This is a genomic window from Vibrio sp. 10N.222.55.B11, assembly GCF_041473705.1.
Classification (GTDB): Bacteria; Pseudomonadota; Gammaproteobacteria; order Enterobacterales; family Vibrionaceae; genus Vibrio; species Vibrio crassostreae_C.
This window is the reverse complement of the sequence record NZ_JBFRST010000041.1, coordinates 155325-181954: the sequence shown is the minus strand read 5'-3', so window position 1 is coordinate 181954 and position 26630 is coordinate 155325. Positions and strand designations below refer to the sequence as shown.

Genomic DNA, 26630 nt, shown 5'->3' with positions numbered 1-26630 from the left:
GGTTACCAACCTCGATAACGATAGAGAAGAAAGATGAAATAAGGCGCGCCAATCACAGACGTGAGAACGCCTGCTGGCAATTCAATAGGTGGTTGTAGACCTCTGGCCAACCCATCAGCGCTGGTAACCAGAATTGCCCCCACCAGTGCAGATGCTGGGATTAACAATTTATGATTATGCCCAAACAACAAGCGTGCTAAGTGAGGTGCCAATAAACCCACAAAACTGATCGTTCCAGCAACAGAAACGCTAACACTGGCAAGCAATACAGCGGCCAATAACGCGAGAGCTTGAATCTGTTTTGGATTAGTGCCCAATGTGGTCGCACTTTCCTCGCCAAGCCCCATCACATCTAATCGCCACGCCAACCATAATGCCATGGGTAACAACAAGAGCAGCACGCTCCAAATAAACGGGACTTGCTGCCAGTTTCGTCCCCAAAGGCTGCCAGTAAGCCACACCATAGCCGTGTTGATCTCGATCGGGTTGGTAACCAGCAAGAAGTCGATACAACTGGCCAGAAACGCACTCACCGCAATACTAACCAGCGCCAATTTGGCGGGTGTTGGCCTTGACCACCATGCCAATACCGCAATCAGCCCTGCAGCCAATACCCCACCGAACATAGCTACAACAGGAAGCACACTGACTGGCGCATTGGGGAACCAAACTAAACTCGCTGTCGCAGCAAGGCCTGCCCCGGCGCTAATACCCATAAGATCAGGCGATGCTAACGGATTACGTATCACGCCTTGCACTAATACCCCTGAAAGCCCTAACCCTGCGCCCACGCTTATCGCGAGCAACATACGTGGTAGCCGATACTGATGGATAACAAAGTCGTCGCTGGAAAACGCGACCAAATGTTCGATGACTTGAGAAACAGAAAGCGAAGCTGCTCCGACAAACAAACCTGCGGATGCCACTAATATGAGAATCCCTGATAACAAAATTATCTTAGTGTGATAGTGCATTAAGATCTCCTCGTCGCAATCAAAATAAAACAAGGTGTTCCGAGCAAAGCAGTAATAACACCAACGGGTGTTTCAGTCGGGAAAGCAATCGCTCGCGACAGTGCATCTGACCAAGACACTAATGCTGCGCCTGCCAATGCTGAAATAGGAATCAGTAAATGATAATTGTGCCCAACAATAGGTCGAACCAAATGAGGCACTAACAATCCAACAAAGCCAATTGGCCCTGCGATAGCGACGCTTGCTCCGGCAAGCAACACGATCGTCAGTCCACTCACGAGGCGAGTAAACCTGATGTTGCTGCCCAACCCCACTGCAACTTCTTCGCCAAGTGCCAGTAAGTTGAGGTTGCGGGCAAGACTCATTGCCAACACCAAACCAATCACTACAGGCGGCCAAAGCTGTTGCCATTGCTCATCATCCACACTAGACAGTGAGCCAGTAAGCCAATGCAAGACGCTATAAGCCATGTCGTCAGCAAGAATCAGCGCCGCTCGTGTCAGTCCGAGCAATAACGCAGTAATGGCGATACCCGCGAGAACCAAACGTAACGGATGAGAACGTTCGGAGAAAAAACCACCGAGGAGCATAACGGCACCGCCGCTTAGCAATGCACCAAGAACCGCATTAAGGATTGGGTTTAAATCACTAACCACAGGTATGCCTATTGCAGCTAACGCCATAAAACAGGCTGCGCCAGCGTTAATGCCAAGAATCGACGGAGACGCGAGTGGATTGCGCGTCAAACCTTGCATCAATAACCCAGCGACGGCCAAACTCGCACCAATCAATAGCCCAGCACAAGTTCTTGGCGCTCTTAGCGTCGCCAATATTTGATGAGTCATGTTGCTTTCATCAAACGCAAACCAGTAGTGAATCAAGTCACTCAATGTTAAAGAGAAATTAGACCACCCAGTCATAGAGGCCGCGTAACCAGACAGTGCCAAACACGACACTAATGCCGTAAATAATATGACTCGCCACGACAGTATTGGCCAGAATCGCTTACTTTTAGAGAACGACATCGTACTCATGATGGGTCCAAGATCTGCTCAAGATTTTTCGCCATTTGTTCTGCCGCTAACATGCCTCGATTCAATGACCAAAGTGCTGGTGACACTTCTACAACTTGCTGATTTTTAGCAGAGGTTAGTACATTGAATAACGGATTTTTCTGCCAATCATCAACAATATTAGGATGAGAGTAAGCGCCAAGGAGCAACCAATCCGGATTGGTTTTCAACAACAACTCAAAACTGGTTGGTAAATATGCCTTCTCTGTTGGTTTCACAATAGGGCTCGCAATACCTAATGCGGTCAGCACGCCCCCTGCGTAAGATGCAGGGCTATGTAACCACATACCTTTATCCGACACGACAGCGAATTGGACGGTTTGTTTGAGCGAGAAATGACTTTTGAATTCAGCCATGGCGTGTTGATGTTGTTGAATTCGTTGTTCCATTGACGATTGCTTGTCGAGAGCGATGCCAATCTTGAGCGCAGACTCCAAATTCTCTTGATACGTCTCGCCGCGGCTTTTGAGCAGCAGAGTTGGTGCGATGCGTTGTAAATCTTGATAGACAGTACGATGACGCTCTGCATCTGCAATGATCAGGTCAGGCTTTAATACCGCAATGGCTTCTAGGCTAGGCTGAGAACGCATGCCAACTGATTCCCATGGTTGAACCAATTCGCGTACCGCCGGAATCACTCGCGAAGCATCATTGTCATCAGCAACACCAACAGGAGAAACCCCCACCGCAGCTAGCGCATCTACAAATGAGAACTCCAACACCACAATACGTTGCGGAGTAGTCGCTATCTCAAACTGACCCTGCTCATCTTGTATGACCCTGGTTTGTGCTGAACTGGAGAATGAAAACAAGCTTAAAACCAACAAAGCTAAGGTTATCGCTATCCTGCTGAATAAAAACTGCTTATTGAGTGACAGCAGTCCGTTCGACAGCATCAATTGATTCGAAAACAAAAGGCGAGAGTTGTTTTCCATATTTAATTTTCCTTAAACGCTAGAACCGTGAAAGTCGCCAAGAGTATTGGCGACTTTTATTCGTTATTACTTTCAATAAATTACGTATTAGAACTGATAATTCAGATCCAAAGTGTAAGAACGTCCTGGTGCTGGATAACGACCAACCGGGCTGGTATCAATACCGCGGAAGTAATAGTCCTCATCAAACAAGTTGTTCACCGCAAGGTTCATTCGCAGCTTACTGTTTTCATCCTTGTACAAATCCGAACCTAGGTTAAAGTTCCAGACCATGTAGGCAGGCACTTTACCTGTCGCGCCCGTTGCATCTTCGGCACTTGTATTCGCATTGTCAGAGTAAGACTCGCTGAAGTAGTAACCAGACAAAGTCGTATCTACCTTGCTAAAGGCGTAAGTCGCATCCCAGCTAAATTGGTGTTTAGACGTATAAGGGAGTTGATTACCTTTGTTTGCACCCTCTTCCTCTAACGTTGCATCTAAGTAGTTATAGCCAGCGCCCAAACTCAAAGCTTGCATCGCTTGAGGAATATAACGACCAGAGAGCTCAACACCTTGGTGAAGGGTTTTACCAATGTTATCGAAAGTTTGGGTAGCACTTTGCCATTGCAGCTGATCTTCAAAATCAATGCGGTAAAGTGCAATGTTAAAGCTGGTTGAATCTTGGTTGTAGCGAGCACCCAACTCGTAGTTCCACGCTAGCTCACTGCCCTCTTCACCCTTGCCTCGAATGTAAGCAATTTGTGGTGCACGCAAAGATTTCTGTGCATTAGTGTAACCAACCCATTGCTCTGTCAGGTGGTATGCCAAAGTTAAGCCCGGCAACCACTCCGTCACTTTGTTGTCTGTGCTTTGTGCTGTACCCAGATCATCAAACGTCATATCAATCGATTCGTAACGAATACCCGGCGTGACTTTCAGTACGTCATTGAACAGGCCGATTTCATTGCTGATGTAACCAGCAAAAGCGTCAGTATCTAAGTGCCAATCACGTGGGGTTGTTGTAGCACCACCAGCAATTGGCGTTTGAGTCAGCTTGTAATCGATATCTTCGTTGACGTAGCGTGCCCCAACAATCACATTTTGCGTTACGGTATTTCCGTCAAAGTACATCGCGAGTTTAGGTTCAACACCATAAACAGCAAATTCACGTGGTGACGTACGAATATCGGTTGATGGTAATGCCGGGTCCGCCCAGTGACCGCCAGCGCTGTTAAAGCCCCATTGGAAGAAACGCTCAGAACGGTGGCCAAACGTCAGTATTTCTAATTCGGCGCTATCTGCAATATTCAAGTCATGTAAATACTTCAGGCTCCAACGCGTTGAAGTGCCTTGATATTCATCGTATGGGCGCTTCGACTGAGTACGATCTTTTTCGTAATCATCTGGCGATAAAGCGCCCGGCATTTGGGTGTCGGCATCATAACGTTGAACGAAAGCTTGTAACTCTTGAGTATCGCTCAGTAACCATTGCAATTTCGCTTGGAAGTTTTTTACATCCGTGTCGGAGTGTTCACGGAAGCTCTCACCTTTTAAGAAGTTCCCCTCGACTTGAAGTGCCAGCGTATCGGTTAACCAACCACCCGTTCGCAGGTAAAAGTCGTTGAGCGGCGTATCGCCACCCTCGAATACAGTAAAGCGATTACTGATTTCCGTTTGCCACTCATGTGGAATAGGCTTGGTCACCAAGTTGATCACACCACCGACGTTGTTTGGTCCGTACTGAACCGCCGCACCGCCTCGCACAATATCAATACGATCAAGCATCGACAGCGTTGCAGGGAAAATTGATTGTCCTGTGTGACCATACGGCGCCAGTGTCAGAGGAACACCATCCATGAGGAATTGAGCGTGCCCACTGCGACTCGCTTTCAAACCACGCACTGAGATGTTAGGCAAAACACCGGTGCCCGTTTCGTCTTGAACCTTAATGCCCGGTACACTTTGGAAGGCAGAGTCAATCGAGAGTGCGCCAGTCTTTTTAATTTGTTCATTAGTCAGAACAGTACGAGCTCCCGGATACTCTTTCACATCCTCAAGTTCTGAATTACCGATCAAGCTGCCCGTCACGACAACCGTTTCCATGGTCGTCGTTTGTGGATCTGACGCGGCAAATGCGCCCATGGAAGTCACTGAAGCGATGGCCATTGCAAGGGCACTTAGACGCAACTTTTGATGTGATTGAGTACAGGGTTTACCATCCAAATTCTGGTAAGGCATGAAAATCTCCTAAATAGGCAAGTTAGGATCAAAGGCTATGTTTACGATTCAGCGCTTTGATCCTATGGGCTAAACGGCCTCAAAATGAAGCCAACTGTTCACTCACTCGTAGTGAACAAATCAATCGTTTTTAGAGTCGAACTAGCTCTTAGAAATGAACGAACTCTTAGAACTGAATTAGCTTTTAAAACTGATAGCCGTAGCTGAGCATAAATTCGGCTGGTGCTCCGTAACCAATCTGGTTAGTACCAGACGTGCCGTTGGTTGCGCCCAGAATGTATTTCTCATTAAGCACGTTGTAAGCATTCGCTTGAACTTTGTGACGACCCGTGGTGTACGCTGCCATCAAGTCAACCGTGGTGTAGTCACCCAGAGCTACCGCTTCATCATTACCCGCGTAACGGTCGCCTACGTATTTCACGCCACCACCTAAACGCCAGTTGTCATCTAACTGATAAGTGCTCCAAAGAGAGAACAAATGATCAGACACATCGTTTGGCTTTTTGCCTGTCTCTTTGTTCTCCGCGTCTAAATAGCTGTAGCCTACAGAAATGTCCCACTGCTCGGTAAACTGACCGCGAGCTTCTAATTCAATACCTTGGTGACGAGCTTCGATCTTGTTAACAACGTCTCCGTCTATATTGGTTTCAGGTTGTTCTTGATCGATTTGGAAGACCGCGGCATTCAGCATCAAAGCGTTATCTAATAGGTAAGCTTTTGCGCCAATTTCTTTTAGATCGGTGTGGAAGAATTCTGCTAATTTAGGGTTGATGTAGATACCTGAGTAAGGCAATTGCCATGAACGAGCTAAGCTTGCGTACACTGACATATCGTTGTTGATTCGGTAGACCAAACCACCGCGGTAGCTCACTTTGTCATCGTCTAGATTCTCTTTTGCTGAGCCCGCTTTTTGCTGTTCCAGCTCCATCGAGTCGTAACGCACATTGCCGATCACTGAAAGATCACCAAAGGTGTAAACGTCTTGAATGTATACACCTGTCGTCGTTGTCGTGTTATCACGGAAAGGTTTGAAACCCGGATCAGGTGTTGGGCCTGCTACAGGGTTGTAGATATCTTTTGGAGGTAAGGTTTTATCACTTGCGAGCGTTAAGTCGATATTGATCTGATTATAATCCGCACCGATCATCATTTGGTTCGAATCGGTTTCCCAAACTAGCTCAGATTGAAGAGTCGTCGTGGTACGAGGATCGTAACCGAAGTTATTTACAGTCTGAGATACTTCATTCCCAGTTACCGTCCCTTGGCGTGTACCCTTTTGCTCAAGCTCGATATGGTTGTATGCTGCGCGGTTTGTCCATGCCCATTCACTGTTCAAAAGCCATTCATAATTAACGCCAACACGAATGCTGTCCGACTCTTGATAGTCATTCGTACCACCGTAAAATGTGCTTTCCGAGACATCGACAGGCTTACCGTTTTTAGATGGAACACCACGATATGGCACCAACTCTTGGTGCGCATATTCTACATCGAGATCAATGGTATGCCCCTCAGCAGGCAATACACGAATGGTCGGTGCGATAAAGAAATCATTAGAGTCGACGTGATCTACATAGGAATCAGACTGTCGACTTTCCACGTTGATACGACCACTAACCTTGTCACTAAGCGCCATCGAGCTGTCAACCTGACCAACAAAAAGATTATTGCTGCCAACACTGCCGTTGACGTGTGTGAAATTATCACCGTTAGCACGCTTGGTGACCAAGTTGATGATACCGCCGGCTGAACCTCGGCCGTAAAGTGCGCCTGCAGGGCCCTTTACCACTTCGACACGCTCGATATTCGCAAGGCTTCGGTACGATTGCAGAGTCCCGTCATCACGCATACCATCACGGTACATGTCGTTGAGTGCATCAAAACCACGAATCACAAATTGGTCTCGGCTTCCCTCACCCAAGGTATTGTTAACCCCTGCGACACCATCAAGTGCATCCACCAAACGTACAGCACCGCGGTCTTCCATTTCCGTCTTTGTGACCACCGATACTGCCTGCGGTACATCCAACCATTCGACATCCGTTTTGGTTCCTGACTGAGGCATGTGCTCCGCGTAACCTTCGTACTGATGACCAATAACTTGTAGGGTTTCATCTACCGTTACTTCTGCAGCCATTACATTCGACACGGTAGCCACTGCGGTTAATGCACCTCCAATAGCCAAAGCGAGAGGGGACAAGGCCAATCTAATGTTCATTTTCTAATTCCGTTTTAGTTTATAAAATAACAATATTGCGAATAAGAACAAATATCATTTATATTTGCAATATATATTTTTTGATCTATATTTGCTTTGCAATATGCAACACCACTAATGATATAAGAATAAATAAAAACAATAAGATAGAAAAATTCTCTTTCTTTTAACCCCGAAAGAGAGCACTTGAAAGCGAGTTGTGAGCAGGCGACAACAACGTTTTGGAAATTAGGAAAGCCCCATGAAATCTACGATAATCATCGTGAGTCACGTCGTGAATGATGCGATCACTCACGGCTTCGTGCCGACAGCAAAAGCGATGGGTCTCCACGTCATTTTGATCACAGACCACAAACTCAACCACTTAAAACTGGCAAATGAAGATGACCGCTTTAATCCCGATGAAATTTTGGAATGCGATGTCTTCAACCCTCTTGAACTCATCGAAATCATCACAGAGCAAGAGCTAGAACCTCATGCTGTTTTCAGTAACAGCGACCACCTACAAACTTCCACCGCAATCTGTGCACAGTTCTTTGGTGTGCCTGCTAAAGATTGGAATGTGACTCTTAAGGCGAAAAACAAATACTTAACTCGTCAGGTTCTCAACGAAAAATCGTTACCTAATACTCAAAGTGTTTTGTTAAGTCGAGAGAGCGCTCCTGTATTCGATTTCGATTTTCCTGTCGTTGCGAAGCCCAAGGAAGGCGTGGCTAGTTTAGACGTGCAGCGCTGCGAGTCTGCAGCTGAGCTGGATAACTATTGCGATACGTTTTGGCAAAAGCACCCTACGACTCCCATTTTGGTTGAGGCGTTTTTACAAGGTCCGCTTATCACTGTCGAAACCATTGGTGACGGGGAAAATTTAGTCGCACTTGGGGGGTTCGATGTAGAACTCTCTGCGCCACCTTACTTCATCGAAACCGCTGCGAGTTGGAATGGTATTAACAGCGTTCACTACCGAGAAGAATGTATACGTCAGCTTCAAAAATTTGGGGTGGGGTTTGGTGTCTGCCATAGCGAATTCATCATCACAGATTCAGGGCCGGTACTGGTCGAGATCAACTATCGAAGTATTGGTGATGGACGAGAGTTTTTACTTGATAACCTCAGTGGCGGGAATTGGTTCAATACCATCTTAAATCTTCACTTGGGTCACAAGCTTGACCCTATATTTCGTATTGATGGCAGTGCCCATGTGCACTATGTAGTGGCGCAACAAAGCGGTTTGATTGAAGGGTCATCAACCTCTTTCATTCACCAAGAGGGCGATATTGTCACTCAACAGCAAGTGCTTAAGAAGGTTGGTGAGACGTTCCAACAAAGTTTCTCCAACAAGGATTACCTAGCGAGAATTTCGGTCGTTTCTCCTTCTGGTCGAACACTAGAACCCGCGCTACAACAGGCAATCTCTCGCTTCAATCTAACAGCAACAAACGAGGTAACAGCATGAATGAAAACGCGTTATACCTCACTCAACGCTTAGTCGATACTTGCTTGCGTGAAGATTTATTCGGATTAGTTTCTCAAAGCCGATTTGAATCTCAGCTCCCGAGTACACTCAAGTTATCTTCTTATCCTCGTAATCAAATTTGGGCTGTTTTTGCGGGTTCAGACTTTACACTCTACTTGCCCGTTACTCCGAGCTATTACATGCAGCGTTGGGTATACGGCCAACCAGATGGCTCGAAAGGTGATAGTTGGTTCATCGAGAGAAATGGTGTCGTTGAAGCACAGCAGCACTATCAAGATTGGATCGAATTATTGAAAGCAGGTGCTCACGAAAGCTCGCATTCGTTATTAGATGGTTATTTGCAAGAACTCGAATGCGCAGAAAAACACAAAGGATTGTGTGATAGCGCCTTCAGTCAGTACTCGGAAGCACTCATGCTGCCAATTTCTCAACTAGAACGTTGGGAGCAAAAGCTATTACGTGCCGATCAAATCGCATCCTATCTTGACCACCCTTACTACCCGACAGCACGTGCTAAGTTCGGTTTAAGCGATCACGACCTAGAACAATTTGCGCCAGAATTTGCACAATGCTTTGAACTTCGTTGGCTCGCAATCGAAAAGTCACTCGTTACATTGACCAGTCCACAACCAGAATGTTGGCCAACGATGGAGCAAGTGGGTCTGCCCGCCGATTTTGCTCTTAGCCATGAGTTATTCCCCGCACACCCATTAACACTAAGAAGTCTTGATGGACTTCCTGACGGTGTCATTGAAGCGCCGGTTGCGTGTTTTGAGGTGACTCCTACCCTGTCAGTACGCACTGTGGTTGTGAATCACGCACCACAGATCCACATCAAGGTGCCGCTGATCATGCGATCTTTGGGTACTAAAAACATTCGCCTAATCAAACCCTCCACGCTCTATGATGGGCATTGGTTTGAACGTTTGTTGACGCACTTAGAGCAAACAGATCAAGATCTACACGGCACGTTTTTCCATTGTAATGAGAAACATGGCGGCCATGTTGGAGACGATAAAACCTTTGCTTACGTTGTGCGTGAATATCCGCCGAATTACTTCCAAGACAAAGCACTGGTGCCTGTGGCTGCTCTTGCCAGTCCAATGCCTGATGAACGCTTGTTCTTGGAACACCTCGCCGAACAGTATTATCAGCAAGATACACTGACTTGGTTTAAAGATTACGTTGATCTGCTTTGCAAAGTGCATCTTACATTGTGGATTCGTTACGGTATCGCGTTGGAGTCTAACCAACAAAACGCCATCATTGCATTCGATGAGCAAGGCAAGATGACCTTAGCCATGAAAGACAACGATGCAGCGCGTATCTGGCCAGAACGTTTCCAAACGTTTGAACAACAATCGCCTGTAAAATGTGAGCAGCTTTTAGATCAACGCATCACTGTAGACAACGAACTTGCTCTTGGTCAGATGTTTACCACGATTACTTTGCAGTTAGACATTGCCGCGATTGTCGAAGCAATGGCGACGAAAGGAATCGCCACGTCAGCTTATCTGTATGAAGTGGTTGCCAATAGCCTTTCCCTACAGCTTAGCCAGTTGGACAAACAAGGACACAACACCAAGCTCGCAAACGAGATGTTGTTTGAGTCACCCAACCTATACGCTAAATATCTATTGAGCTCAGGTAGCTTGTTGTCTAAAGAGTTATCCGGTGCAAGCGATATCAATAAATTTTATGGCTTGTCAGCACCGAACTTTTTATTGCTAACCAGCGAAGAAGCACAACACGCTTACCTTGAAAACATCAAGCAGAGTGTGAGTTAACGCATCATGACCAAACTCATCTATTGTGTACTTTTAAGCCACTTTATCGCCGCGTTTGCAGCCTTAGGAATGCCGCTGTTTTTGCCAATGGTATTGCCAACACTGGATGCAAACATTACTTCGGACTGGGCGGGGGTACTGTTCATTTTGCCGACCTTTTGCACTGCCGTTGCGGCACGCTTTTGGGGGCAGTTTGCTGATAAATATGGCAGACGTCGCTCTCTATTACGTGCTCAACTCGGGCTTGCAGCAGGCTTCGCGCTGTGTGGCTTAGCCGGTAATCTCTCAATGTTTGTGTTTGGTCTTATCATTCAAGGAACCTTTGGTGGCACCATGGCCGCCTCAAACAGCTACTTATCCAGCCAAATCAACGATGCGAAATCACTCGGTAAGTCACTCAATAAAACTCAGCTTTCTGCCCGTCTGGCGCTAATTATTGCTCCGATAGGGCTTGGCTGGAGCTTATCAGAAACAAACCCGCTGAACGCGTATCTGTGGTTGTCCGCTTTGCCGCTATTCGCGCTATTGATCACCTTAACATTACCCATCGATGACTTAGCGAAATCTAAGGGAATTGTAAAAGATCAGGTATCGAATAAAGCTCAAAGCAGCCAAACCAACTCGTTAAATACGCTTTATTGGGTGTTTGGCGCGCAGTTCAGCTTTGCTTTCGCCATGGTCGTCACGTTCCCCTATTTCTCGCCTTATGTGCAACAATATGGCGTGACAAGCCAAGCGTGGATTGGGTTTTTATATGCCCTCCCACATGGTGTTTATCTGCTCTTTGCAGGAAAAGTCCATCTGTTCTCAGAATGGGTTGATCGCCACCAGTTTGAACGCAATCAAGCGCAGCGTACTTTATGGCTAGGCTTTGGTTTGCTTTCACTCAGTGCAGCAATGCATCTCACTCCTTATCAAGAAGTGTTGATTATTGCTCGTATTGTTTTCGGACTTGGCATGGTTTGCTGTTATCACGGCTTGCATCAAGCGTTAGCAAACCAAATTGATCGACGACAAAGCGGCAAAGTATTTTCGCGCTTTGACGCTATGTCTAAATGGGGTGGCGTTACGGCTGGGTTGAGCGCGTCTTTTATATCAAGCTTGGGCTGGCTTGAGGTTCCTTTCATACTTTCTATGTTGGTCAGTGGCATTGCTGCTATCGCGCTGATCATCCATTCAAAATTTGGACATCAACATGTTACAGAATCAATTATCTCCAAGTGAGTATTACGCTGAAGACCAAGCTCTTCAAAATCGTAAAAAAGTACTGCTAAACCGAGAAAAAGCCCAACTCAATACCATCATGGGCGTGGTGAACTGTTACTTACGTGAATACGCGATACCCAATGAACAGGTTAATTGGCGCTACAGTTCTGCCTCTCTGCCTCAAACTTTGAAAAGAAACTACAACGCTCACCAGCGCGTGGCCATTCACCTACCTCACCAAGATCAACCTCAGAAAAATGGTCTGATGGTTTTACCCGTTGAGTACATCAGTAAACTGGGGAAAGTGAAGCTCAGTGATACACCTTGGGCTAAAATGCCCGGCGCAGCTTGGTGCAAATTGGACGCAACGCAAACCCTGACGCTTCTACTCAGTTACCTAAAAGAAATGCTGACGATTCCATTCAATTACGAACTGGTCGAGCAAATGGAAAACAGTTTGTTGATCACCGAACAGTTCCTAAACTCAGACAGCTCACCTCAGCATCACAACGCGTTTATCGCATCAGAGCAATCGTTACTTTGGGGACATACTTTTCATCCAACGCCAAAGAGTCGTTCAGGTGTCAGTATCGATGATCTGCTAGCGTGTTCCCCTGAGGTTGGCGCTAAGGTTCCCCTGTATTGGTTTAAGGTCGACACCGCGTTGCTCGACGTCTTGAGTTCAGATGCCCGAACCTCACCAACGACCATGCTTGAACAACTTGCACCTGATGAAAACAATTCAGCAGGTACCATGCTTTACCCTTGTCACCCTTGGGAAAGTTACACACTTTTGCAAAACCCAGTGGTCAAAACGGCCATTGAACAAGGCAAAATCATCCCGCTTGGATTAGGTGGTGAAAAACTCTTACCCACTTCATCCGTGCGCACTCTGTACCACCCAGATATGGATTGGTTTGCTAAGTTCTCTATCAATGTACGTTTAACTAACTGCGTACGTAAAAACGCATGGTATGAGCTCGATAGTGCCGTTCAATTAACCTCGATTCTGCATCCCATCAAAGAGAGTGAACAGTTACGTAATCCTGTATTCAAGGTAATGACTGAACCTTACGCGACCACATTGGATCTAGAGTCGGTTGCCGAGCAGGAACAAACTGATGTTATTAAAGCTCGCGAGTCGTTTGGTATTTTGTATCGAGAGAATTTCACCTTAAGCGAAACCGATATTTTGCAACCAACGTTAGCGGGTGCCCTCTTTGCTTACGATACAGACGGGAACAGCTGCATCGCCACTCAACTCAAACAAAAAGCGCAAACAACACAAAGCCAATATGACAATGTCGCCACGCTGTGGTTTGAGCGCTATCTGCATTGTTTGATTCCGGGCGTCTTTAACTACTACTTCAAACATGGGGTTGCGTTTGAACCGCACTTACAAAATACGTTGATTGGATTTGAAAAAGGCATGCCTTGCTGTGTATGGATTCGAGACTTAGAAGGTACCAAGCTACTACGCGAATTTTGGCCATCAGAAACACTTCAGCAACTTTCAGAGCGTGCTCGTCAATCGGTGTACTACAGTCGTGAGCAAGGTTGGAACCGTATTGGCTATTGCACCTTCATTAACAATATCAGCGAGGCCATTTTCTTTATCGCTGAGGGTAACTCGGCACTTGAGAATACGTTATGGGGAACTTTAAAAGACGCTATCGTCCGCTGGACGTCTATCAATGGCCAGCAACCCGAACTAATGGCATTGCTTAACGATGGTCATTTTCCAAGCAAAAATAACTTCACAACACGTTTGATGCAAAATGCCGATAAAGAGTCCGGTTACACCCAAGTTGCAGCACCGTGGCCAACTCATTCAAAAGGAGTTCACCATGCTTAATTCTCCTCAACTTTCAGCCTCTATCCATCAAGAAATCCAGCAATTGGCCAAGCAACAAACGCAACCATTATGTGCTTATCTTTATGATCTCGATGCATTGGAGCAGCACATTAAGCAGATGCGCCATGTATTGCCAAAAAACGTAGAGCTATTTTACGCCGCGAAAGCGAATCCTTCAGAGCCGATATTACGCACTTTAGCCCCTTATGTTGATGGTTTCGAAGCAGCATCAGGCGGAGAGCTTGCACACCTCCACCAGCAACAACTCAATAAACCACTGATCTTTGGTGGCCCAGGGAAAGTGCCCAGTGAGTTAGATCAAGCGATTATACTCGATGTTGATGCGATTCATGTAGAGAGCCTCACTGAGTTACAACGCATTGGTTCTTTAACACAAAAGTTGAATCGACCTGCTCCGATCTTCCTGCGTATGAACATAGACATTGGTGACATCACACTTAGCAAATTAGCCATGGGAGGAAAGCCCACCCCGTTTGGCCTCGATGAGAGTGAGTTAAGTAATGCCTTGATGTACCTACGCGATTCCCCCTTAATCAAGTTGAATGGCTTTCACTTCCATTTGATGTCACACCAGCTTGAAGTCGGTCGACACTTAGCTTTGATGGAACGCTATTTCCAAGTAGTGAAGGAATGGAAAGAAGAATACTCACTTGAAGATCTTACGATCAACTTGGGTGGCGGTATGGGAATCAATTATCAAGATCAGAAACAACATTTTCCGTGGGTAGAGTTTTGTGACAAATTGGAATTTCTGATTGCCAAAGAACAACTACAAGATTGGACACTGCGTTTTGAGTGCGGGCGCTACATCTCAGCACCTTGTGGCTACTACGTGATGGAGGTGTTAGACATTAAACAAAATCTCGGTGAAAACTTTGTGATTGCTCGCGGAGGCACACATCATTTCCGTACTCCGGCAGCGCAAAGCCATGACCACCCTTTTGCAATCGTGAAAAGTAATCAGCAACCCACTATTTCAAACCCAATAGACCAGACTACAGCCACACTAGTTGGTCAGTTGTGCACCCCAAAAGATGTTCTGGCACGGAATCAAAATATCGATCACATCGACATCGGTGACTATGTGGTGTTCACGCTAGCAGGCGCTTATGCTTGGAACATCTCGCATCAAAACTTCTTAATGCATGAACCTCCGGTGTTTCATTACTTCTAGGCATCCGCTGTGCTCTATGATTTCTAACTGATAGTTTGAGTTGAAACTCCATAGAGCCAGCTAAAGGCACTCAATAAAAAGGCGTTAGTAAACTCAAGTCTACTAACGCCTTTCTTCTGTTTATCTTAGCCCTTTTGCAAAACAGCTGCAGTGATTGAGCAACCGCCCCCCCACAGTGATCGTAATGCAGAACCAAACCGTAGTTAATTCGAATACAAGCACTTAGCATTTTTCATCGACTGCGCAGCGGGAGTGATACATGGACAACAGAATCACTATCTTAGAGTTTCTCAGAGTGTTCGATTGCATTCGCTCCTCGGGCAAGCAATTGGACAGCAAGTATCAATTGGGCGAGATGGTAGCGTGGCACGATTACGATGGTTACACCTGTTGGTTGAGCTACCGAGACGTTACAGTGACCCTAATGTTCCACGGCTCATTGAAGATCGAATACGACAAAGCATCGAACTATGAAGACTTCATCAAGCGTTGTTTAGCTATGCTTGAAACTGAACCTTCTTCATAAGTGAACCATCGCTGTCGAGTAAACAACGCAGAGCCTGCGGGGAAAGAGTGGAGAAATTCATGAACGGAACCCATTGTAAAACACGGTTACCCCTTAGGTTAACCACATCTTTACTCCTTCTACTCAGCCTACATTCGTTAAGTCTTAAGGCTAGCGCAATAGGGACAAACATGATCGACTTTACACAAGCGAGTGAGCATCAAAACTGGACAGTGACCAACGACGATGTAATGGGTGGCATCTCTACAGGCGAGCTCATTTATCTTGATGATATGAGTCGATTTAGGGGCGAGCTATCGTTAGAAAATAATGGTGGTTTCAGTTCTGTAAAGCGCTCCATTGAATCACCTGCCCATGAAATAGACAGTGCAGAGCTAGTATTCGTTGGTGATGGTCGCACTTACCAACTGAGGTTCACAACATCGAAGGACGGCAATCGAATTCAATACAAACACGATTTCGATACGATAAAGGGAGAACAGTTTAGCAAGGCGTTCCAATTCAACGATTTTCAAGCGGTGTTCAGAGGTCGGCTACTGAGCGATGCGCCGGAACTTAAGGCACGAGACATCAAACAAATCGGTTTTTTGATTGCGGACAAAGAGCCCTCGCCTTTTGAGCTAGACCTAATACAGCTTCACTTCAGAACATCGAAACCTATCACATCACCAGAAGCTGACTAAACTGACTAAACTGAAAACAAACAAAAGCCCCTGAAACCTTTTGACTAGCAATCAGATATCAGGGGCTTCTTCTATTTAAACCGTCAACAATTCAAAACAACGGCGGATTAAAACATCAGCAATTAGTATTTGATAGCTGTTTTACCAATCGAGGCACTGCTTTCAATACGTTGGTGTGCATCTTTAAGTGTTTCCACACTAAAGCCATTTAGGGTCGTGGTTAGCGTCGTTTTAATACGGCCCGCATCAATCAGGTTCGCAGCTTGGAATAAGATGTCTTGCTGCTTCTGGATATCTTCAGTGTTAAACAGTGAACGTGTAAACATCAGTTCCCAAACAAAGCCTGCTGATTTACCTTGCAGCGCTGATAAGTCAATGCCACCGTCAAACTCTACGATCGAACTGATCATGCCTTGCGGTGCGATCAATTCAACCATCGCATCCCAGTGCCCTTTTGTGTCTGCAACATTGAAAATGTAGTCGACATATTGAATGCCTTGCTCTCGCACAGACTCGACAAGGTTACGGTGGTTCACCACATGATCCGCCCCCATATCCCTTACCCATTGTTCCGTTTCAGGTCTTGAAGCTGTTGCGATAACATTTAAGTTGGTCAGCTGCTTAGCCAGTTGAATCGTAATTGAACCTACACCGCCTGCTCCACCAATGATCAGGATAGACTTTTTCTCTTCAGGACGAACACGCAGGCGGTCAAACAACGCTTCCCATGCAGTTAGTGTTGCTAGTGGCATAACGGCTGCAGCTTCATCAGAAAGGCTCTTAGGCGCTTTAGCGGTAATACGGTAGTCCACAGCTTGGAATTCTGCGTTAGCACCCATACGTGTTACGTCACCCGCATAGTACACACGGTCACCGACTTCGAAGCCTTCAACGTCAGCACCTTTGCCAACAACTTCGCCGACTGCGTCATAGCCCAGCACTTTTGGCTGCTCAAGAGTTTTGTCTTTGGCATTACGAATACGAATTTTTGCGTCAGCAGGGTTAATAGAAGTCGCGCTCACTTTTACCAGCAAGTCATTATTTTTTAGTTCTGGCAGACTCGTTTCAAACTCAAATAAACTGTGTTGCTCTGTAATCGCAAGTGATTGAGTAAATCCGATAGCTTTCATTTTTGATGGTACTGACATTGTGCTTTCTCCTTGAATTAGACGAGTTAATCTTAGTCAATTCTCACTCTAGATAAACCGCCTAATATTTGAATGATTCTCAAATATTTTTTGATAATGGTGTTACCGCTATCTGGGTAATGCAGACGTCTCACTGCATTGCCAACGGCTTAAAGGTTAAATAAGGCCTTTCTCAATCAACCAATCATGTGTTACTTGATCTTGTGGTTTACCTTCACGGCAAACTTTGTAATCCAGCTCTGCGATGATGTCGTTCGAGAAACGTAGGGAATCCAACTTCTGAATCTGTAGCTCGCTGAACAGATGCTTCTTGTCATCTCTTAAAAGAAGTACCGCTCTATCAACAATTCCGAGTAAGCCTTTTGGCTCTTTGAGCTCACGAATATCGTAACGATAGTGCAAAAACTGAGGTTTCCACAGTGGCACTACCATCCACTCTTTGTTTGCGACCGCACTTTCAAATGCACTGAAACAATCGTCTTCACTGCCAGGAAAGAACTCGTAGCCGGCATCGCTCAGGCCATAGTCTTTCATCATCTGGATAGAGAAGCGTGTGATGCCAGCGCCGGGGTTGATACCTTGGATGGTCGAGTTCATTTTCTCGATCACTTCAGCTTTTAATAAATCAGAGACTTCAGAAACCGCCGCTTCAGGCACATAGTCTGGTACGCCCCATAAAGCATAAGGTTCATAATGAAGCCCAAGCTCGATAAGTGGCTCAACTTCTTCAACGCCCGCTTTGTAGATACCGTGACTTGATGGCAACCACGCAGAAGAAAGCATATCCACTTGGCCTGCTTTCAGCTTTTCAAAGTTCTCCTGATGTGGAGAGAAAATACGCTCTACCTCAAAACCCATGGATTTCAATACATTGGCAACCAATGATGCGGTCGTACGGTGGAACGACAAATCCGTTACACCCATTGTGATTTTCTTAGTCATCTTATCCCCCTAGATCGTAGGTTTCGTCCATACGATGTGTACTGCGCTACGTTGTCGATATGGGGAAATGATAGTGAGAAAATTACTAATGAAAAACAGCCTCATATTTGAATTATTATCAAATTAGTTTTGACAATTAAGTATTTGAAGCTAACTTAGAAGCGATAAGTAGAGATAACCCATTTGCAGATTGTGATGGGGAAATATCCCAACGCCATGTTTAGAACATAATTCAATACAGGTAGATAACATGCTTCTTGAAGATTTACAGGTCATTTTGAAAGTGGCGGAGTTTCGCAGTATCACCGCTGCAGCCACCAACCTTGATATGCGCACTGCCACAGCAAGTGCGGCAGTAAAACGTATTGAAGCGGCACTCGGTGCGGAGTTATTTGTAAGAACCACGCGCCACCTAAGGCTCTCTTCAGCAGGCGAGCGTTATTTACCGGAATGCGAACAAGCCTTAAAGATGTTGGAGCAAGCAAAGCTCAATATGCGCGAAGAGCTCGGTATTCTTGACGGTGAAATTCGCATAGCGCTTTCATCAGATCTAGGACGCAACCTAATCACACCTTGGTTAGATGAGTTCTTGCTTGAATACCCAAAGGCGACGCTTCGCACTAGCATCAGCGATAGCAATATCGACTTCTACCGAGATTCCGTCGATATGGCGCTGCGTTACGGCTCTCCGACCGATGCGAACATGTATGGTTTCAAGATATGCGATGTGCCGAGGATATTGTGTGCGGCTCCTGAATACTTGGCTGAAATGGGCACACCAAAACACCCGAGTGACTTAGCTCAGCACAATGGTTTGCTTTACCAACTCCATGACATGTTGCAAGACGAGTGGGTGTTTAACGATGGTACTCAAGATCATAAAGTGAAACTAAAAGGAAATCGCGCTTCGAACGACGCAGACCTTGTAAGACGTTGGTGTATCGCAGGTAAAGGGGTGGCAATAAAATCTTGTCTAGACATGTCTCCTCACCTGCTTTCAGGCGAAGTGGTTAAAGTTATGCCTGAATTTAAGCCGACACCTACCGAGCTGTGGTTAGTGTGTCCAAGTCGTCAATCCATCACCCCTACTGTGCGTCTACTGAGAGATTTATTCAGAGAGAAAACCGCTGAGATCCTTTCGCAACTGAGCAAACAAGGCATTACAGAAGGCACAACATCTTAAGGTTTAATGTCGCTTATATAAGAAGCAGAGAGACAAAAAAGGCGTTAGCGAACTTCAATTCGCTAACGCCTTTCATCATTAGAACATCATAGCTGCATGATGAACCTTAATAAGAGTACTTAGTTTAATACTCTTAATACAAAAGCTTAGTTTGACTCGTCTTCAACATCGCAGTCTGCGCAGCACTGAAGAGCAATCTCATGTTCGAAGGTGATGGTGTCTTTACCTTCTTCTACTAGCTCTGCGATTTCGTCTACCACTTCTTTTTCATCATCCGCTTCGATTCCGCTTGCTAGCTCTTCTTCTGAATAACCGAAGAAGTTCAGTAGTAAATACTCACGCGCTTCATCTTTCGTACAAACCACGTCCGCTGAAAGATCAGGAGTGACCTCGCCTTGTGCAAGTGTTGCTGTCACTTGTGCGATAGCATCGTCTTTCATCGCAGGCGTTAACCAACCAAGATCAGTACTTACTGTCGTTTTTTTACAGTCGAAGCAAGGCAGTTGGTGAAAGTAGTATTGAAAGGTAGTCATAGGTAAATTCTTCTTTAAATGTTGTATAGCGAGATTATGCGCGTTTTGTAGCAAAATACTATCTCAATCACAACCTGAAACCGCTTCGTTCTAAGTATTTTTTCAAGCTCCGCGCAAGCTGATGTGATCATCCTATAAAAGCGCTGTTTTGCGCATGCTTACTCAGCTTTACGCTTGTTTACATTTGTACGGGTAATATATGCCTCATCAAATAATAAGCGTGGTACCTCACAATTGCTTTGGCTCTTGCTTAGTTTCGTCGTTCCAGCTATCAGCTATGAGTTCACGGCTTACTTAACTACTTAGCTACTTAGCTACTTAGCTACTTAGCTCGGATTTGTTTGAAATAGCTTTGTTTTCAATTAACTTACTTGCACTTGGCTTATTTTGAACCACGCTTATTTAAATAACCCCTTCTCGGATACCCAATCAATGATCATCACAAAATATCAAGCCCTTGCCCTTTCATCAGTTGCTTTGCTCGTTACAGGCTGCTCACCATCATCAGATACACCCTCGGTCAGCAACGTCAGTGATTACCAAGGCTCAGCGAGTATTACTCAAGGGTTGGCGACCACCGTTGAATCGAATCTCTTTGAGTGTGCAAACGGACGTAGCCGAGTGGCGGGCGTCGGGGAGATTACGGACTCAGAAGGAAAGGTTTGGACGGTTCCAGCCAAAAACAACTTTTCAACAGGGCCGAAAGCCTTTGATCTTTATGAAGAGTGCTCAAACACCACGCCAAGCAGCCTAGCCGAAGTCGATCAAAGCTCTGTACCGGTAGCTGTTGTGGATCAAGACGGTGAGGAAATAACAGGTTATATTTTTGCCGATAACTATTTCGAACTTTATATCAACGGCAAGTTAATCGCGGTAGACACCGTTCCTTTCACACCGTTTAACTCAAACATCGTCAAATTTAAGGTGAAGAAGCCTTACACGATTGCGGTGAAAGTGATTGATTGGGAAGAAAACCTAGGTCTTGGCAGCGAAGATAACCGCGGAAAGGCATACCACGCTGGTGATGGTGGCTTTATCGCGAGCTTTAGTGACGGAACCGTGACAGGTCCAGACTGGCAAGCACAAACCTTTTATACCTCACCGATTTATGACCTGACTTGTTTGAGTGAAGTGGACGGGAAGCGTCTTTCTGAAAGCTGCACCACGGAAGGAACTGACCACGGTCAAGATGCCTACGCCGCTCATTGGGAAACACCAACCAACTGGATGAACCAAGAGTTCGATTCAACATCTTGGCCTCTAGCATCGGTATATTCAGAAGACGATATTGGCGTGAACAATAAAAAAGCGTACATGAACTTTATCGAAAAATTCAGTGGTGCTGGCGCAAGCTTTATCTGGTCGACAAATGTCGTTCTCGATAATGAAGTGCTACTGAGATACGAAGTTAAGTAGCTTTATTCCTTTGTAAGCAAGCCCAGTCACGAGTATGACTGGGCTTACTACTCAAACAACTTGCTGATGTTTCTAATTCACAGCGAACCTGATCCTAATCTTGGGTCGCTTGATTACGACGAAGTTTGCGAAGTCTTGTTTGCTCCACGCGACTTAGCTTTGTAATTGTGTAACCAGCAACAAAACAACCCGATGCACAAACCCCAAAATGCACTGCCGATCCCCAGTAAATTGGTGCCAGAAGCAGTGAATAAGAAAGTAAGCAGTGCAGGCTCTCGATAGTGGGTGTCTGCCATCGAAACAGCTAAACAATTCATCAAGGTCGGCATCACCGCTAAGCCAGCAACCGCAATGACAATCTCGGAGGGCACAGCGCTAAACAGCGACACAAATGACATCCCCATCACGCCAGCTAATAAGTAAAACCCGCCCATACAGATCCCCGCCATATAACGTGTCTTTGGATTACTATCCGCATTCGGGCCCATGCAAATAGCGCCCGTAATCGCAGCAAGGTTATACGCAAAGCCACCAAACGGCGCGAAAATCAAACCCGTCACCCCAGTGGTGCTAATGATCTTCGATGAATCGATTTGGTATCCGTTCGCTTTTAGAACCGCAAATCCCGGTAAGTTCTGTGAAGCCATCGTCACTATAAACAATGGGATACCGACACTGAACAACGAAAAGAACTCAAAATCGGGCGTGATGAACACTGGGGTCGTTAATCCCATAGTCACCTGACTAACATCGAGTTTGCCAAAACCCACACACATAACCAGTGCGATAATGAAAATGCTTGGGATCAGTAAATTTCCTAACCGCGCTTTCGCCAGAATAAATACAGCGAGCATGACCGCTACGACTTGCGCCTCTTCCATTAGCGACGTGAACAAACCCAAACCGAATTGCAATAGGATCCCCGCGAGCATCGCAGAGGCAATCGATGTTGGGATCTGTTTTAGGACTTTCTCAAATATCCCCGCTAATCCAACTAACGTGATCAACATCGAACTGAACAAAAACACGGCCACTGCCTGATTCATTGTCAGCCCTTCAAGAGATGTGATTAGCAACGCTGCTCCAGGCGTCGACCACGCTGTAACCACAGGCTTCTTGTAGTAAAACGAGAGCAGTATTGTGGTTGTCCCCATGCCAATACCCAACGCCCAAAACCATGACGCCACTTGTTCTTCGGTTGCTCCAGCACTCATTGCCGCTTGGAAAATAATCGCCGCGGCGCTCGCATAACCAATAAAAACAGCGATAAAGCCGGTACTGGCATGAGAAAATTTTAGCTTAGTCATGTTAATTTCTTCCTGCGTGCGTTATAACGTCCATAGACCAAACCTAGCACCGTGCGCTATAACGCACAACTTATTTATAAAAAACTTGTAGAGAAAATATGCAACCAGAAATTAAAGTTGGCGTTAACTTGAAACGCCTTCGCCAAGAAAAAGGCTGGAGCTTAGACAAAACAGCCAAAGAAACTGGCGTGAGCAAAGCAATGCTAGGACAAATTGAACGTGGAGAATCCAGCCCGACAGTCGCTAAGCTTTGGCAGATAGCTTCTGGGTTCGAGGTGTCACTTTCGAGTTTTATCGCGGCTAGCTCAAACAGTGAACTGACGAGTTTATTCAGAGATGCAAACGAACTAAGGCATGAGGAATACAACATTGGTTTTTTCGTCAGTTTGTTGTTTCCTTTTGAGGAAGCACTAGGATTTGAAATATTCGAACTCACCCTAGCACCCGATTACCAGCATGAATCCGCCCCACATAACGCAGGCGTCACTGAGCACATCTTATGCATTTCAGGAGAGATGGCCGTGATGTTTGATGATGAGTGGCATACGTTACGCGCAGGACAAGCCGTTCGCTTCAACGCCAACCAGACCCATGCCTACAAAAATATCGGTGAAGGAAACGCCGTATTTCATAATGTGATTCACTACCCTAATAACAAGCAATAGTGCCGGATTTGGTGCTAACGGATGTTTAGCTCTAACCGGATGTTCAGCGCTAACGAAAGAGCTGGCAGACCACTGGCTATTACTAACTTAAAGCGACTATACGTTGACGACCATGCTGCCATCTTCGGCTTGATAACGAGCCCATAGTTGAGAGAGGTTTTCTTTATTAAGCTGTATCTCTTTTTCTTTCAGAAACGTTTCGTTGTGCAGCTTCGAATACGAGCGCTCAGCAAGGTCACAGCTAAATGTAACGATGGTTTTCCCTTTCCCCATTCTAGCCGCAGCGTATAGCGCACCTGCTACGTTCAACGACGAACTGCTTCCTAGAAGAATACCGTCATGTTCCGCAACAAGGCGGGATATCGTCACCAAATCCTGATCGGGAAGCGTGATTGCACGATTGATTTTTGCCTGCCTGAAATTTTCAACCGTTCGCATGATCCCTATGCCTTCCGTGAACGAACTTCCCGTTGATTGATAGTGTCCATTACGTAGAAACGAATAAATGCCGGACCCATTTGGGTCAACTAACCAAGTTTCGAGATTGGGTTGCTGCTCAGATAGATAGTGTGAGTTTCCGGCAATGGTTCCACCCGTCCCCACCACTGAAACTAGAGCATCAATATTCCCCTGTGTTTGCTGCCAGATCTCAGGTCCAGTATTTAAATAGTGCGCTCGATAATTACTGAGATTTTCAAACTGATCTGCCCACCAATAACTCTCATTTTCGACACCAATCCGCTTAGCCGTGTGGTAAAAATGTTTCTAAAAGAGAAAAAACCGGTGACCTCGTTGATGTAACTGAAATGACCAAATTAACCAACTTATTTCAAGACAGTATCGAAGGTCGGTTTCAAGCAGGCGAAGAACAGCAAGACCCTGAGATGTTTAAAAAGTCCGAACTGATGTTTATGTCAGGGGAAGAGTTACCTCGATGCTGGACAGATCCAAACTACCGCTCAGGGACTAAATAACCTTAGCGCTTCCAGAGCACCCGATGAGTCGCAATTTAAGCTCTGTTCTAAAACTGTTTCACGATCGCCTTGTAGGCTATCCCCCTGTTAAAACATTCAGACGCATCTTTACTAGACACAAAAAGCGAGCCACTTGGGCTCGCTTTTGATTGTCTTTTTCTTGCTTAGACTTCAGTTCAGATTACAGAAGTTCTACCGACTGTTGAGCAATCACGAATTCTTCGTTGGTTGGCAAGCTATTATAATCGCACCTATTAACACGGGTTTGGACAAAAGTGTGTCAGCAACTTTACTATCGAGGTGTTGATAAGTGTGTTGATTTCATTGATTATTGCCTCAGTCCATATAGTGATGAAGCGGTTGCTAAAACCTTATTGTATTGATTTTTCCTTGCGTTTAATAATCAATAGTGCCAAAAAAGATACAGCTAATGCCATTATAGAAACGATTGTTCCGATGTTCCCACTTGGTGCAAAGTCCCAATCATTAAAGAAAAATGCGGGTACGATAAAAACTTCCACTGTATATATCCACAAATTATAAATCGTATGAAAAATTATAGCGCTATATATACTCATGTATTTCAGTAGAACTATTGATGCAGTGATACCTAGAGAAAAAGCAACGACAGGGTCTTCATGGCCGTAGGCGAATAAGAGTGACGATAAAATTACGCCTACAAACTTGTTTCTCAAAAGTAAGCATATGCTACTTAGCAAGATAAACCTGAAGAAAAACTCCTCTGATAACGGAGCTAATATAACGGTTTCGAAAAGATAATTTAGTTTCTCGCTTACTTCCAGTTCACCACTAACGAGAAATCCTACGATATAGTCGACTTCTTGTCCCGTGACATATTGCCGGATAAATTCCATATAGAACAACGTGATACAAGCCACGCCAATCGCTAGCACAGTAATTGGGAATACATGATGAGTAAAAGAGGAAACTTGTGGAGTTACTGAAAAGAGGCTATTTTCACTCTTCTTTAAAGTAAGCATCATCACAAACGCCACCACCCAAAAAAGGCCTCGAAGATCATTAAAACCCATGTCGCCCCATAAGTAATATAAGGCAAGTGCCAATATGCTTATGGGTAACGAGGTTTTAAGTCCTACGGTGGGAAAGTTATCCATTTGTACCATATCTAAATTTATTAATTCTTGCATTTAAAGATTACATTTATATCATCCGCCTCACATTAATTTCAATCGTATCGAGATCTTCACGACTAAATAATCTGGTGAAAAACTGGAACAGGATATGTATGGGTTTAACTCTGCCGGATTTTGAGGCACACGCGTTTTAGAGTCATAGCACTGAGGCGTTCTTGTCCCAAAGCATGGCGGCATAACACGTCTCTGGACAGAAATCATTTAGACTATTTACTTAAATCGGGAGTCACCGGATTAGTTCAGGTATCTAAAACTCCAAGGTCTCACCATCAGCAGGAATAAGGACTTTATATGACAAACCGTTTTTATCAATTGCTTCTTTAAGAATTGGTCGAGTCACTGCACAGTGATTGAGTGCCTCCATATGGTTCGCAACCACCTTATTAGGGGAAAGGCGAATAAACTCCATGACCTCATCAATAGACATCAATAACGGTTGACCAACATCCATACGAGCACGGCCTGCTGCCACCACTGTGATGTCGGGTTTTAACTCATTCAAAGCTCGTCTTACATCATCGGTTAGAACCGTATCTCCGCTAATATAGATAGAGGGTTCATTGGGAAGCTCTAAGAAAAATCCGACGCCATTTGCCATTAGCTTATGAATCCAACCATGACCGTGTAAAGCAGGAACCGCAGTTAGCTTTCCGCCTAAAAAGTCGATAGTTTGCCAGTCTTCAATTCCCCAATTTACCGTTAAGTCGTATTTTTCTAGGTAAGCCTTATCTTTGGCTGGTGTCGCAACTGGGATATTACGACTTGTTAAAAACGTCTCACCTGCCGGATCTAGGTGATCTCCATGTTGTAATGCCTTGATACCAAGTGTTTGACTGTGAGTAATTAAGGTATGAGTAACCTTGTTTAGTAGCTCATCGGCATTACTTGGCATCTCAACCGTTGGATTTTTCGCGGCCTTAGCCTTAATGACTGAAAACGGAGGCATAGAGCCTTTTTTCCCCAACATAGGATCAATAAGGATAAATTTTTCGCCAGATTCAATGATAAAAGTTGCGCTACGTAGGTGATGGATCTTCATAATACCTCTCTAAATTCACTCATGAGTCATATTCTCTATGTGATTTAGTATGCTATTTTCGGTAATCTTGCCATACTGTCTCGAAAGTCAATATTCGCGCAAATC

Annotated in this window: 22 protein-coding genes and 1 pseudogene; 11 read left to right on the top strand and 12 right to left on the bottom strand. The window is 45.3% G+C overall.

What is annotated here, in order from left to right; genetic code table 11:
* Positions 1-2: 2 nt before the first annotated feature.
* The 5 genes from AB4503_RS15195 to AB4503_RS15175 all read right to left on the bottom strand — a co-directional run bounded on the left by AB4503_RS15195 (position 3) and on the right by AB4503_RS15175 (position 7417).
* Positions 3-974, bottom strand: a complete 972-nt coding sequence (locus AB4503_RS15195) for a FecCD family ABC transporter permease (RefSeq protein WP_372115319.1) — start codon at positions 972-974, stop codon at positions 3-5.
* Positions 974-2008 carry an iron ABC transporter permease gene (locus AB4503_RS15190; RefSeq protein WP_029235209.1) on the bottom strand — a complete coding sequence of 345 codons (1035 nt, stop codon included), beginning with the start codon at positions 2006-2008 and terminating at the stop codon, positions 974-976. Before AB4503_RS15190 ends, AB4503_RS15195 begins: the two co-directional genes overlap by 1 nt.
* Positions 2005-2982: a Fe(3+) dicitrate ABC transporter substrate-binding protein gene (locus tag AB4503_RS15185; RefSeq protein WP_017064387.1), complete on the bottom strand. Its 978-nt coding sequence runs from the start codon at positions 2980-2982 to the stop codon at positions 2005-2007. The genes AB4503_RS15190 and AB4503_RS15185 overlap by 4 nt, the downstream gene beginning before the upstream one ends.
* Positions 2983-3069: 87 nt before the next feature.
* A complete protein-coding gene (locus AB4503_RS15180; RefSeq protein WP_102444282.1) occupies positions 3070-5199 on the bottom strand; it encodes a TonB-dependent siderophore receptor in 2130 nt (709 codons plus the stop codon).
* Between the two features lie 184 nt (positions 5200-5383).
* The gene (locus tag AB4503_RS15175) at positions 5384-7417 is read right to left on the bottom strand and encodes a TonB-dependent siderophore receptor (RefSeq protein WP_017064385.1); all 2034 of its coding nucleotides are present in this window, start codon (positions 7415-7417) and stop codon (positions 5384-5386) included.
* 241 nt (positions 7418-7658) lie between these two features.
* Between AB4503_RS15175 and AB4503_RS15170 the strand changes: the two genes are divergently transcribed.
* The 7 genes from AB4503_RS15170 to AB4503_RS15140 all read left to right on the top strand — a co-directional run bounded on the left by AB4503_RS15170 (position 7659) and on the right by AB4503_RS15140 (position 16143).
* Positions 7659-8870, top strand: coding sequence for an acetyl-CoA carboxylase biotin carboxylase subunit family protein (locus AB4503_RS15170; protein WP_017092039.1), 1212 nt, complete (start codon positions 7659-7661; stop codon positions 8868-8870).
* A complete protein-coding gene (locus AB4503_RS15165) occupies positions 8867-10678 on the top strand; it encodes an IucA/IucC family protein (RefSeq protein ID WP_372115318.1) in 1812 nt (603 codons plus the stop codon). Before AB4503_RS15170 ends, AB4503_RS15165 begins: the two co-directional genes overlap by 4 nt.
* Before the next feature lie 6 nt (positions 10679-10684).
* Complete coding sequence (locus AB4503_RS15160; protein WP_372115317.1) at positions 10685-11902, top strand: MFS transporter; 1218 nt, start codon at positions 10685-10687, stop codon at positions 11900-11902.
* Entirely contained in the window at positions 11874-13739 is a 1866-nt protein-coding gene (locus AB4503_RS15155) for an IucA/IucC family siderophore biosynthesis protein (protein WP_372115316.1), read from the top strand. The genes AB4503_RS15160 and AB4503_RS15155 overlap by 29 nt, the downstream gene beginning before the upstream one ends.
* Positions 13732-14934, top strand: a complete 1203-nt coding sequence (locus tag AB4503_RS15150) for a type III PLP-dependent enzyme (protein ID WP_372115315.1) — start codon at positions 13732-13734, stop codon at positions 14932-14934. Before AB4503_RS15155 ends, AB4503_RS15150 begins: the two co-directional genes overlap by 8 nt.
* 259 nt (positions 14935-15193) lie before the next feature.
* Positions 15194-15460, top strand: coding sequence for a DUF3081 domain-containing protein (locus tag AB4503_RS15145; protein ID WP_017081959.1), 267 nt, complete (start codon positions 15194-15196; stop codon positions 15458-15460).
* A gap of 47 nt (positions 15461-15507) precedes the next feature.
* Complete coding sequence (locus AB4503_RS15140; RefSeq protein WP_372115314.1) at positions 15508-16143, top strand: CIA30 family protein; 636 nt, start codon at positions 15508-15510, stop codon at positions 16141-16143.
* 122 nt (positions 16144-16265) lie between these two features.
* Here the strand turns inward: AB4503_RS15140 and AB4503_RS15135 are convergent, their stop codons facing one another.
* Together AB4503_RS15135 and AB4503_RS15130 are read right to left on the bottom strand one after the other, a co-directional pair.
* Positions 16266-17291, bottom strand: coding sequence for a zinc-binding alcohol dehydrogenase family protein (locus tag AB4503_RS15135; RefSeq protein WP_372115313.1), 1026 nt, complete (start codon positions 17289-17291; stop codon positions 16266-16268).
* Between the two features lie 156 nt (positions 17292-17447).
* The gene (locus AB4503_RS15130) at positions 17448-18215 is read right to left on the bottom strand and encodes a glycine betaine ABC transporter substrate-binding protein (RefSeq protein WP_372115339.1); all 768 of its coding nucleotides are present in this window, start codon (positions 18213-18215) and stop codon (positions 17448-17450) included.
* Positions 18216-18483: 268 nt separating this feature from the next.
* Here AB4503_RS15130 and AB4503_RS15125 point away from each other — a divergent pair, with 268 nt between their 5' ends.
* Complete coding sequence (locus tag AB4503_RS15125) at positions 18484-19416, top strand: LysR family transcriptional regulator (RefSeq protein ID WP_372115312.1); 933 nt, start codon at positions 18484-18486, stop codon at positions 19414-19416.
* Positions 19417-19562: 146 nt separating this feature from the next.
* On the opposite strand, the gene AB4503_RS15120 is transcribed toward AB4503_RS15125, so the two are convergent.
* On the bottom strand, positions 19563-19949 hold the full coding sequence (locus AB4503_RS15120) for a hypothetical protein (RefSeq protein WP_102333936.1): 387 nt from the start codon (positions 19947-19949) through the stop codon (positions 19563-19565).
* 432 nt (positions 19950-20381) lie between these two features.
* Between AB4503_RS15120 and AB4503_RS15115 the strand changes: the two genes are divergently transcribed.
* On the top strand, positions 20382-21365 hold the full coding sequence (locus AB4503_RS15115) for a hypothetical protein (RefSeq protein WP_229647353.1): 984 nt from the start codon (positions 20382-20384) through the stop codon (positions 21363-21365).
* Between the two features lie 113 nt (positions 21366-21478).
* Here AB4503_RS15115 and AB4503_RS15110 read toward each other — a convergent pair whose 3' ends face one another.
* The gene (locus AB4503_RS15110; protein WP_372115311.1) at positions 21479-22672 is read right to left on the bottom strand and encodes a benzoate/H(+) symporter BenE family transporter; all 1194 of its coding nucleotides are present in this window, start codon (positions 22670-22672) and stop codon (positions 21479-21481) included.
* Positions 22673-22770: 98 nt separating this feature from the next.
* On the opposite strand from AB4503_RS15110, the gene AB4503_RS15105 reads away from it, so the two are divergent.
* Entirely contained in the window at positions 22771-23337 is a 567-nt protein-coding gene (locus tag AB4503_RS15105) for a helix-turn-helix domain-containing protein (protein ID WP_372115310.1), read from the top strand.
* A 96-nt stretch (positions 23338-23433) separates the two neighbouring features.
* Here the strand turns inward: AB4503_RS15105 and AB4503_RS15100 are convergent.
* Positions 23434-24102 (bottom strand): annotated as a pseudogene (locus AB4503_RS15100) (pyridoxal-phosphate dependent enzyme); the annotation flags it as partial.
* A gap of 41 nt (positions 24103-24143) precedes the next feature.
* Here AB4503_RS15100 and AB4503_RS15095 point away from each other — a divergent pair.
* On the top strand, positions 24144-24311 hold the full coding sequence (locus AB4503_RS15095; protein ID WP_017062447.1) for a hypothetical protein: 168 nt from the start codon (positions 24144-24146) through the stop codon (positions 24309-24311).
* 371 nt (positions 24312-24682) lie between these two features.
* Here the strand turns inward: AB4503_RS15095 and AB4503_RS15090 are convergent, their stop codons facing one another.
* Positions 24683-25480, bottom strand: coding sequence for a CPBP family intramembrane glutamic endopeptidase (locus AB4503_RS15090; RefSeq protein ID WP_017064369.1), 798 nt, complete (start codon positions 25478-25480; stop codon positions 24683-24685).
* Between the two features lie 253 nt (positions 25481-25733).
* Positions 25734-26525, bottom strand: coding sequence for an MBL fold metallo-hydrolase (locus AB4503_RS15085; RefSeq protein WP_372115309.1), 792 nt, complete (start codon positions 26523-26525; stop codon positions 25734-25736).
* Positions 26526-26630: the final 105 nt, after the last annotated feature.

What these genes read in the sequence shown, in the direction of transcription:
- AB4503_RS15195 (WP_372115319.1), bottom strand. Translation starts at nt 974, where the DNA reads ATGCACTATCACACTAAGATAATTTTGTTATCAGGGATTCTCATATTA.
- AB4503_RS15190 (WP_029235209.1), bottom strand. Translation starts at nt 2,008, where the DNA reads ATGAGTACGATGTCGTTCTCTAAAAGTAAGCGATTCTGGCCAATACTG.
- AB4503_RS15185 (WP_017064387.1), bottom strand. Translation starts at nt 2,982, where the DNA reads ATGGAAAACAACTCTCGCCTTTTGTTTTCGAATCAATTGATGCTGTCG.
- AB4503_RS15180 (WP_102444282.1), bottom strand. Translation starts at nt 5,199, where the DNA reads ATGCCTTACCAGAATTTGGATGGTAAACCCTGTACTCAATCACATCAA.
- AB4503_RS15175 (WP_017064385.1), bottom strand. Translation starts at nt 7,417, where the DNA reads ATGAACATTAGATTGGCCTTGTCCCCTCTCGCTTTGGCTATTGGAGGT.
- AB4503_RS15170 (WP_017092039.1), top strand. Translation starts at nt 7,659, where the DNA reads ATGAAATCTACGATAATCATCGTGAGTCACGTCGTGAATGATGCGATC.
- AB4503_RS15165 (WP_372115318.1), top strand. Translation starts at nt 8,867, where the DNA reads ATGAATGAAAACGCGTTATACCTCACTCAACGCTTAGTCGATACTTGC.
- AB4503_RS15160 (WP_372115317.1), top strand. Translation starts at nt 10,685, where the DNA reads ATGACCAAACTCATCTATTGTGTACTTTTAAGCCACTTTATCGCCGCG.
- AB4503_RS15155 (WP_372115316.1), top strand. Translation starts at nt 11,874, where the DNA reads ATGTTACAGAATCAATTATCTCCAAGTGAGTATTACGCTGAAGACCAA.
- AB4503_RS15150 (WP_372115315.1), top strand. Translation starts at nt 13,732, where the DNA reads ATGCTTAATTCTCCTCAACTTTCAGCCTCTATCCATCAAGAAATCCAG.
- AB4503_RS15145 (WP_017081959.1), top strand. Translation starts at nt 15,194, where the DNA reads ATGGACAACAGAATCACTATCTTAGAGTTTCTCAGAGTGTTCGATTGC.
- AB4503_RS15135 (WP_372115313.1), bottom strand. Translation starts at nt 17,291, where the DNA reads ATGTCAGTACCATCAAAAATGAAAGCTATCGGATTTACTCAATCACTT.
- AB4503_RS15130 (WP_372115339.1), bottom strand. Translation starts at nt 18,215, where the DNA reads ATGGGTGTAACGGATTTGTCGTTCCACCGTACGACCGCATCATTGGTT.
- AB4503_RS15125 (WP_372115312.1), top strand. Translation starts at nt 18,484, where the DNA reads ATGCTTCTTGAAGATTTACAGGTCATTTTGAAAGTGGCGGAGTTTCGC.
- AB4503_RS15120 (WP_102333936.1), bottom strand. Translation starts at nt 19,949, where the DNA reads ATGACTACCTTTCAATACTACTTTCACCAACTGCCTTGCTTCGACTGT.
- AB4503_RS15115 (WP_229647353.1), top strand. Translation starts at nt 20,382, where the DNA reads ATGATCATCACAAAATATCAAGCCCTTGCCCTTTCATCAGTTGCTTTG.
- AB4503_RS15110 (WP_372115311.1), bottom strand. Translation starts at nt 22,672, where the DNA reads ATGACTAAGCTAAAATTTTCTCATGCCAGTACCGGCTTTATCGCTGTT.
- AB4503_RS15105 (WP_372115310.1), top strand. Translation starts at nt 22,771, where the DNA reads ATGCAACCAGAAATTAAAGTTGGCGTTAACTTGAAACGCCTTCGCCAA.
- AB4503_RS15095 (WP_017062447.1), top strand. Translation starts at nt 24,144, where the DNA reads ATGACCAAATTAACCAACTTATTTCAAGACAGTATCGAAGGTCGGTTT.
- AB4503_RS15090 (WP_017064369.1), bottom strand. Translation starts at nt 25,480, where the DNA reads ATGCAAGAATTAATAAATTTAGATATGGTACAAATGGATAACTTTCCC.
- AB4503_RS15085 (WP_372115309.1), bottom strand. Translation starts at nt 26,525, where the DNA reads ATGAAGATCCATCACCTACGTAGCGCAACTTTTATCATTGAATCTGGC.